Raw genomic sequence first — 6,512 nt, 5'->3', positions numbered from 1 at the left:
CCACAAGCAGATTCAGTCTTTGTGGAACAGGCATCTTGCCTGTTGTTGAGAATTGTGGAACAGGCATCTTGCCTGTTGTTGAGAATGGTACGGGCGGGCAAGATGCCCTCCCCACAAGCAGATTCAGTCTTTGTGGAACAGGCATCTTGCCTGTTGTTGAGAATTGTGGAACAGGCATCTTGCCTGTTATCGAGCATGGTACAAGATATTAGTTCGATCGCACAAAGTGCCGCAGCTTCTGCTACACTAGGCGTCCCGACTTGTTTGACTACAATATTGGAAGGATTAGGGACTTTTACGGAACTTAAAATGTCAGCAGCAAAGGTTTTTAACGGCCAATTTCGCGCTTGACAAAGTTCCAGCAAGCCGACTTCACCTGCTTTAGTGTCTATTGTAGCAATACCTGCGATCGCACTTTCCGCTAAATGATAAGCACGGCATACTTGTTTAATCGCAGTTTCGATTAATTCTCGCCCTGTTCCGCGTTCACAACCTATCCCTACCCACAACACTCTCGGATGCCACTGAACCTTTGGCAAAACAGATTCCGGCGAAAATCTTCTCTGGGTGAAACTAATCCAAATTCGGGCTTTGATAGTTGATAGATTTTCCCCATCCCAATACAAAGAATGTTTTTCTGGCAGACTGTTTTGCCACAAAGTAGAACCAACTTCTTGAATTACTTCGACAGTTTCCCCTCTAGCAAGAGCCGCCGCCACTCCAGTCCAGTCACCTTCGCCCCGCCTCCAACCGCTGGGAATCTCTAGCATATCTAAAGTAAATTCATCGTTCATTATTCAGTTATCTATTCTGTAGTTTCACTGCGACCGCAATCTTAAAAAAAACTTAACACTCTGTTTAGTGAAAATTTTGGTATAATTGTAGCACAAACTACAAAAAACCCAAGATTTAAGATGGTAGAACTAAATCAGTTACTGTTAGAGTTTGAAAGCAACCTCAAATGGGAAGGAGTGACAAAAGAATGGATAGACCGCCGGGAAAGTTGGGTTAGCGATGTGGCAGCATCAGTTAACCTGACATATCTAGCAGAATTGCTAGTTGAATTGGAATCTAACTTGAAGTGGGAATCGGTGGATATTCAGTGGCAACAGCGTCGAGACCGTTGGGTAGAAGAATGTCTGGCAGCATCGATTGTTCAAGAAGTATCAAGTTTATTGCTGGAACTTGAAACCAATACCAATTGGGAAGCGGTGACCGATGAATGGCAGCAGAATCGCGAGAAATGGGTACAGCAAATGCACAAGTTTAAGGAGTAGTTTCGAGGATTTAGAGCCTGTAGATATGCGTTTTCAGACTCTAACATTTCCTAATGACTAATCACTAATTCTTCATCTTTCTGCCAAACTCCATTCAGAAAAATATCAGCGAGTCCTTCAGCCATTTCCTGCATTTGCTGCCGAGAAGCATTCGGCTTCATAATCGTATTTTGACTGAAGGGCGCGACTGCAAACATTCCCAAAAATACCTGAGCCGTTTCCCAAAAAAGCCTCAGCCACATAGCTCATTATAAAAAACCAACACTCTCAATCAATAAAATTTGTACAAAAATAGCACAAACTGCAAACAAGACAAAATTTAATATGGTAGAACTAAACCAATTACTGTTAGAGTTTCAAGCCCACCTAAACTGGGACGCAGTGACGGAAGAATGGAAAGAACGTCGCGACTGTTGGATGAGGGAGGTATCAGCAGCAAGTGACGAAAAACACCTAGCGAAATTGCTAGTTGAATTAGAATCAAATTTTCAGCGAGAAGCGGTACAAAGTCTCTGGAAAATGATCCGTGAAAGTTGGGTAGAAGAATGTCATATAGCATCGACGCTGGAAGAAGTATCAAGTCTATTGCTGGAACTTGAAAGCAATACAACTTGGGAAGTAGTGACGGATGAATGGCAGAAAAACCGGGAGAATTGGGTACAGCAAATGTACGAATTTATAGAGTAATTGGGGATTGGGGATGGGTGACGGGTTATTGGTTATAACTGAGATATTGCACCATTCTCAATTAGCCGTAGGGGCGGGTTCGCCAACAGCCTTAAAGCTTGCAAATAGGTTCTATAAACCCGCCCGACCCCACGAAAAATCCTCTTATTGATATTGCTGCAAGATATCGGTTATAACCAATAAATAACCAATAAGCTGTTCGGCATTTAAAGGACTTGCGTAAGGTGCGTCAGCATCTAAGGTTTTCCGTTTCAGCGTAAGGGTTCTAGCTGACGCACCCTACTAGCCTCGTTACTGGTTTAAATGCTCCACAGCTTAAATAACCAATAACTAATAACTAATGACTAATTATTGATCTTTCTGCAAAACCCCATTCAGAAAAATATCTGCGAGTCCTTCGGCCATTTCCTGCATTTCCTGGGGCGAAGCATTCGGCTCCATAATCGTATTTTGACTGAAACCCGCGACTGCAAACATTCCCAAAAATACCTGAGCGACAATCTTCGGATTCATCTTCCGATAAACTCCTTTTTCCATCGCCGTTTCAAAAAAAGCCTCAGCCACATCGCTCATTTTTCCGATGACTTCCAACTGAATTCTGTCGCGCAAATCCGGGTGAAATTGTGCCTCCAAAAAACACACCCGCATCATGTCGCTATTCTCGCGGATATTCAGCATCCGTCGCCGCATCACCTGAGCCACTGCTTTGTAACTGCCCATCTCGCTCAATTCTGTCAGCAAATCCGTCAGCAACTCCACCCATCCTTCCGTCGCCACCTCAATCAAAATCGCTTTTTTATTATCAAAATGCCGAAATAGCGTACCCTCGGCCACCCCAGCCGCTGCTGCTAAATCGCGAGTTGTCGTCCCGTCGTATCCGCTGCGGGCAAACAACCGCTGAGCGGCTTGTAAAATCCGCTTCTTGGTTTCTGTTTCAGAAGGAGGAGACTGATTAAAAATTCGCATGGCTTTGCAATGGGTAATTTGCTACTTGGAACTACGGGAGCTGGACTGAGGGACTAATTGATGTTAAGTTTTAAAAAGAATCTCTGGCATTGAGGGCAAACATTTTTTTGTTTGACAATCCAAAATCCAAAATCTAAAATCTAAAATCGAATGACCCTTTTTGAGATTTGCTGTATCAGCCTAACATCTGCGGCGCAACAGATCGCTTATGCCTCAAAAAATCTTTATCCTGAGAAAAGAATCTCTGGCCACCGAGCACAAACATTGTTTGTTTGACAATCCAAAATCTAAAATCTAAAATCTAAAATCGAATGACCCCGCAGTTCCAAAAACCCCGTGAAGCGAAGCTATCCCCTAGAGAATCGCCCGTGAGCCAAACTCGATTCATCGCCTCCCTGCTAGCCGCTGTACTGCTGTGGTGGGGACTTTCCCCCGAAATCGCCCTCGCCCGCCCCAACCCCGCTAGCGGCTCCCAAGCAGTCTCTGTTCAACCGTCGCTCGATCGAGTAATCAGCCAAGTCAGCGAATTTAAGCTCGACAACGGCATGAAATTCATCGTACTCGAAAGGCCCAGAGCGCCCGTAGCATCGTTTCTGATTCACGCCGATGTCGGCGGCGCAAACGAACCCGACGGCCAAACCGGAGTCGCTCACTATCTCGAACATTTAGCCTTCAAAGGCACGCCAAAAATCGGCACTACCGACTACCAAGCCGAAAAGCCGCTGCTAGAAAAACAAGACCAACTCTTCGAGCAAATGCAAGCAGCCAAGGCCAGCGGCAAAACTGAAGAAGTCGCCCAATTAAAAGCAGAATTTGACAAAGTTGAAGCCGAAGCTTCACAATTTGTCAAGCGCAATGAACTGGGCAAAATAGTGGAACAAGCAGGCGGAGTCGGACTAAATGCCGCTACTTCCACCGACGCCACAATGTATTTTTACAGCCTTCCAGCTAATAAGTTAGAAATGTGGATGTCGCTGGAATCCGAGCGATTTCTAGAACCAGTATTTCGGGAATTTTACAAAGAAAAACAGGTAATTTTAGAAGAGCGCAGGCTACGAACCGAGAATTCTCCGATCGGACAAATGGTTGAAGCTTTTGCCAACAAAGCTTTCTCTGTTCATCCCTACCGTCGCCCCGTAATTGGCTACACTGAAGACATTAAAAACCTCACCCGCAGCGACGTGCAGAAGTTTTTCGATACTCACTACGTCCCCAGCAAGCTGACTGTGGCGGTGGTAGGAGACGTGAAAGCTTCGGAGGTGAAGCGACTCGCTCAAATTTATTTCGGCCGTTACAAGGCCTCACCAGCGCCTCCAGAATTGGAGATTGTCGAACCTCCCCAAACGCAAACTAAAGAAGTCACGCTGCAATTAAAAACTCAACCTTGGTATTTGGAAGGATACCACAAACCGGCGATGAATCATCCCGACAATGCGGTTTATGAAATGATTGGTTCTTTGCTCAGCGATGGCCGCACTTCTCGGCTTTACAAATCTTTGGTAGAACAACAGCAATTGGCGCTGGCTGCTCAAGGTTTCAGCGGTTATCCGGGGGAAAAGTATCCGAATTTGATGTTATTTTACGCTCAAACTGCTCCGGGCCGCACGGTTGATGAGGTGGCAGCAGCTTTGAACAAGGAAATTGAGCGCCTGAAAACTGAGCCGGTTTCTGCTTTGGAATTGGATCGCGTGAAAACTCAAGCGAGAGCCGATTTGTTGCGATCGCTCAATTCTAATATGGGCATGGCATTTGCGCTGGTGGACTATCAAGTAAACACCGGTTCGTGGCGAAATTTGTTCAAGGAATTGGAGGCGATCGCGGCTGTTACTCCCGCTGACATTCAGCGTGTCGCTCAGGCCACTTTCCGCCCGGAAAATCGCACGATTGGTAAGCTTTTGCCGCTTTAAGGAAGTCAGTTGGCAGTTGGCAGTTGTCAGTTGTCAGTTGTCAGTTGGCAGTTGGCAGTTGTCAGTTGGCAATTGTCAGTTATCTGTTGTCAGTGGTGAGCTTTCCCGCGAACAGCCAACAGCGAACAGTCAACAGCGAACAGTCAACATTTGTCAGAATGTATAACTTAGGAGAAAGAATGAAAAGGACTAAATTGAGACTGAAAAAAGTAAAGTTATTTCTGCTATCGCTTTGCTTTTTTACTGTTTCACTGGGCACGTTTAATTTGTTACCTTCCTTCGCGGCGGCACCCAAACACTACGACGAATTAACATTTCCCCCGCTGGAAGACATTAAATTGCCTAAATACACTCGCTTCGAGCTGAAAAATGGCATCCGCGTGTATCTTATGGAAGACCGGGAACTCCCGCTAGTCGGGGGAACGGCGCTATTTCGCACGGGCGAGCGCTTTGAACCTGCCGATAAAATTGGACTGGGAGGTTTGACGGGAGAAGTGATGCGAACTGGCGGCACAAGTCGGCATACGGCTGATGAATTAAATCAGTTGCTAGAACAGCGAGCAGCTTCGGTAGAAACGGGGATTGATGTTAGTTCGGGCAGCGCTAATTTTAGTGCTTTAGCTGAAGATTTGGAACCCGTGTTTGACTTATTTGCAGAAGTGATTCGGGAACCAATATTTGCTAAGGAAAAGTTGGATTTAGCGAAGAACCAAACTCAAGGTGCGATCGCCCGCCGCAATGACGATCCTGACGATATTACCGGTCGCGAGTTTCAAAAGTTAATTTATGGCGATCGCAGTCCTTACGCGCGCACGGTAGAATACAAAACCCTCGCCAATATTTCCCGCGACGATTTGGTGAGTTTCTACCAGAAATATTTCCATCCCAAGAATATGATTTTGGGTATTTCTGGCGACTTTGATACAGCTAAAATGCGATCGCTCGTCGAGCAAAAATTCGGCAACTGGCAACCGACTCAAAGTGCACAAGTGCCTGCACTACCAACGGTATCGCCAGCAAATGGGGGCGGCATATTTTTGGTAAATCAGCCGCAATTAAGCCAAAGTTACGTGCAAATGGGACATTTGGGCGGAATGCTCAGCAGTCCAGATTACGGTGCTTTGGACGTAATGAATGGGGTTCTCAACGGTTTCGGTGGTCGTTTGTTTAATAATGTGCGATCGCGCCAAGGTTTAGCTTATTCAGTATACGCAGCTTGGAGTCCGAGGTTTGACTATCCGGGGGTGTTTGTAGCTGGAGGCCAAACGCGATCGGATGCCACAGTACCGTTTATCCAGGCAATTCGCGCCGAGATCGATCGTATCCGCACCGAACCAATTACCCCGGCAGAATTAGCTTTTGCTAAAGATTCCACCCTGAATTCTTTCATCTTCAAATTTGAAAATCCCAGTCAAACTTTGTCGCGATTAATGCGCTACGAATACTACGGTTATCCCGAAGATTTCATTTTTCGCTACCGCCGCAGCATCGAAGCAGCAACAGTTGCCGACGTGCAGCGCGTAGCCAAGACTTACTTGAAACCGGAGAATCTGGTAACATTAGTAGTTGGAAATACGGCAGCAATTCAACCGCCGTTATCGAGTTTGGAAACTTCGGTAAAAGTGCAATCTGTTGATATCACAATTCCCCCAGCGACTTAATTTATTTACTCGTT

7 protein-coding genes and 1 pseudogene are annotated in these 6,512 nt (G+C 45.9%); 5 read left to right on the top strand and 3 right to left on the bottom strand.

The window, feature by feature from the left end:
- The coding region (locus QT987_RS02050) for a cobalamin biosynthesis protein (RefSeq protein WP_333236828.1) at positions 1-794 on the bottom strand (794 nt) is incomplete at its 3' end.
- Between the two features lie 120 nt (positions 795-914).
- Between QT987_RS02050 and QT987_RS02045 the strand changes: the two genes are divergently transcribed.
- Positions 915-1,277 carry a hypothetical protein gene (locus QT987_RS02045; protein ID WP_333236826.1) on the top strand — a complete coding sequence of 121 codons (363 nt, stop codon included), beginning with the start codon at positions 915-917 and terminating at the stop codon, positions 1,275-1,277.
- Between the two features lie 50 nt (positions 1,278-1,327).
- Here the strand turns inward: QT987_RS02045 and QT987_RS02040 are convergent.
- Positions 1,328-1,492 (bottom strand): annotated as a pseudogene (locus tag QT987_RS02040) (TetR/AcrR family transcriptional regulator); the annotation flags it as partial.
- Between the two features lie 109 nt (positions 1,493-1,601).
- On the opposite strand from QT987_RS02040, the gene QT987_RS02035 reads away from it, so the two are divergent.
- On the top strand, positions 1,602-1,964 hold the full coding sequence (locus QT987_RS02035; protein ID WP_333236824.1) for a hypothetical protein: 363 nt from the start codon (positions 1,602-1,604) through the stop codon (positions 1,962-1,964).
- A gap of 348 nt (positions 1,965-2,312) precedes the next feature.
- On the opposite strand, the gene QT987_RS02030 is transcribed toward QT987_RS02035, so the two are convergent.
- Complete coding sequence (locus QT987_RS02030) at positions 2,313-2,930, bottom strand: helix-turn-helix domain-containing protein (protein ID WP_333153396.1); 618 nt, start codon at positions 2,928-2,930, stop codon at positions 2,313-2,315.
- A 311-nt stretch (positions 2,931-3,241) separates the two neighbouring features.
- Here QT987_RS02030 and QT987_RS02025 point away from each other — a divergent pair, with 311 nt between their 5' ends.
- From QT987_RS02025 to QT987_RS02015, 3 genes are read left to right on the top strand one after another with little or no spacing between them, the layout of a single operon-like run.
- A complete protein-coding gene (locus tag QT987_RS02025; protein ID WP_333236821.1) occupies positions 3,242-4,837 on the top strand; it encodes a pitrilysin family protein in 1,596 nt (531 codons plus the stop codon).
- A complete protein-coding gene (locus tag QT987_RS02020) occupies positions 4,815-5,003 on the top strand; it encodes a hypothetical protein (protein ID WP_333236818.1) in 189 nt (62 codons plus the stop codon). Before QT987_RS02025 ends, QT987_RS02020 begins: the two co-directional genes overlap by 23 nt.
- A gap of 13 nt (positions 5,004-5,016) precedes the next feature.
- Complete coding sequence (locus QT987_RS02015; RefSeq protein WP_333236816.1) at positions 5,017-6,498, top strand: pitrilysin family protein; 1,482 nt, start codon at positions 5,017-5,019, stop codon at positions 6,496-6,498.
- Positions 6,499-6,512: the final 14 nt, after the last annotated feature.

Origin of the sequence: Microcoleus sp. SVA1B4, from assembly GCF_036700545.1 — a bacterium.
Taxonomy (GTDB): domain Bacteria; phylum Cyanobacteriota; class Cyanobacteriia; order Cyanobacteriales; family Microcoleaceae; genus Microcoleus.
Note: the sequence above shows the minus strand (reverse complement) of the source record. Positions and strands in the feature narration are given on the sequence as shown.